Origin of the sequence: Protofrankia sp. Cr1 (genome assembly GCF_963555865.1) — a bacterium.
Taxonomy (GTDB): Bacteria; Actinomycetota; Actinomycetes; order Frankiales; family Frankiaceae; genus Protofrankia.
Map to the genome: position 1 here is coordinate 52,167 of NZ_CAUVXO010000004.1, position 1,851 is coordinate 54,017.

The 1,851-nt window shown below is 68.4% G+C and carries 1 protein-coding gene; it reads left to right on the forward strand.

The genetic code is table 11. The features are described 5' to 3' along the window. Positions 1–120 precede the first annotated feature (120 nt). Positions 121–1,851, forward strand: a 1,731-nt coding sequence (locus U9980_RS01315) for an N-acetylglutaminylglutamine amidotransferase (RefSeq protein ID WP_322766329.1), incomplete at its 3' end; no start/stop codon positions are given.

Genomic DNA, 1,851 nt, shown 5'->3' on the forward strand with positions numbered 1-1,851 from the left:
GGGCACTGCGCCAGGGCCTTCCTGCTCGCAACGGTGGCGTCATCTGCTGGAAACGCCGGGCACAGATGGTGGTAGCCACGCCGTCGAGGAAGCCGATGAAGCGACCGACAGGGAGCGAACATGTGCGGTCTGAGCGGGGAGCTGCGGTTTGACGGCGCTGCGGCCGATGTGGACGCGGTGGTCAGGATGGCCGACCGGATGCGACCGCGCGGCCCGGACGGCAGCGGCGTGTGGGCGTCTGGACCGGTCGCGTTCGGTCACCGTCGCCTGAAGATCATCGATCTCTCGGAGCGCGGTGCGCAGCCGATGGTCGACAGCGAGCTCGGCCTCACGACGGTCTTCAACGGCTGCATCTACAACTACCGCGAACTGCGTGACGAGCTCATCACTGCTGGCTACCGTTTCTTCTCGGCATCGGACACTGAGGTGATCGGTAAGGCATACCATCGGTGGGGCAGCCGGTGTGTAGACCACTTCGCCGGGATGTTCGCCTTCGCCATCCATGAGCGTGACACCGGCCGCGTCATCCTCGGCCGTGACCGTCTGGGCATCAAGCCGCTGTACGTCACGGCGGACGCGACGCGCGTCCGCTTTGCCTCGACGTTGCCCGCGCTGCTCGCCGGCGGCGGGATAAGCGGCGACATCGATCGGGTTGCGCTGCATCACTATCTGTCGTTCCATTCGGTCGTGCCGGCGCCGCGCACGATCCTCGCAGCCGTGCGCAAACTGCCGGCGGCCACGGTTCGGATCATCGAAGCGGACGGTTCGACCACCGACGAACGCTACTGGCAGCCGGGTTTCGCCCGCGACCCGGCGTATGAGGGCTGGTCGGCGTCGGACTGGCGGGACGCGATCGGCGAACGGCTGCGCACCGCGGTGCGCCGGCGCATGGTCGCAGACGTCGGGGTCGGCGTACTCCTGTCCGGGGGGCTTGACTCCAGCCTCATCGTGGCCCTGCTGGCCGAGGCCGGGCAGCACGACCTCGCGACCTTCAGCGTCGGCTTCGAGGCGGCCGGCGGCGAGTCCGGTGACGAGTTCGCGTACTCCGACGTCATCGCGAACCACTTCGGCACCGACCATCACCAGATTCGGGTCGCCGGTGATCGGCTGCTGCCCGCGATCGAGGCGACCGTCGAGGCGATGAGCGAGCCGATGGTCAGCCACGACTGCGTCGCCTTCCACCTGCTGTCGCAGGAGGTCGCCTGCCACCTGAAGGTCGTGCAGTCCGGGCAGGGCGCGGACGAGGTGTTCGCCGGCTACTCCTGGTACCCGCCACTGGCCCGGGTTGGACGCGATGAGGCGGTCGAGGACTACCTACGGGTGTTCGCGGACCGGTCGCACAGCGCGATCGAAGCCATGGTCGAGCCGGACTATCTCCTTGACACCGACGTCAGCGCGGCGTTCGTCGCCTCCCACTTCGCCGAGCCCGGTGCGTCCAGCGCGCTGGACGCGGCGCTGCGCATCGACTCCACGGTCATGCTGGTGGAAGATCCCGTCAAGCGGGTTGACAATATGACCATGGCTGCCGGTCTGGAGGCGCGCACCCCGTTCCTCGATCACGAGCTCGTCGAGCTCGCGGCGGCCTGTCCGCCCGAGCTGAAGCTCGCGTCGGGCGGCAAGGGAGTGCTCAAGGCCATCGGCCGCCCGATCATGCCGGCTGCGGTCATCGACCGGCCCAAGGGCTATTTCCCGGTCCCGGCGATCCGGCATCTGTCCGGCTCCTACCTGGACCGGGTGCGCGAGTCGCTCACCGATCCGGTCGCCAAGGCCCGCGGCCTGTTCCGAACCGAATGGGTCGAGGCGATGTTGGCCGCGCCGAACGACAACCGGACCACTCTCGGCGCGAACGCG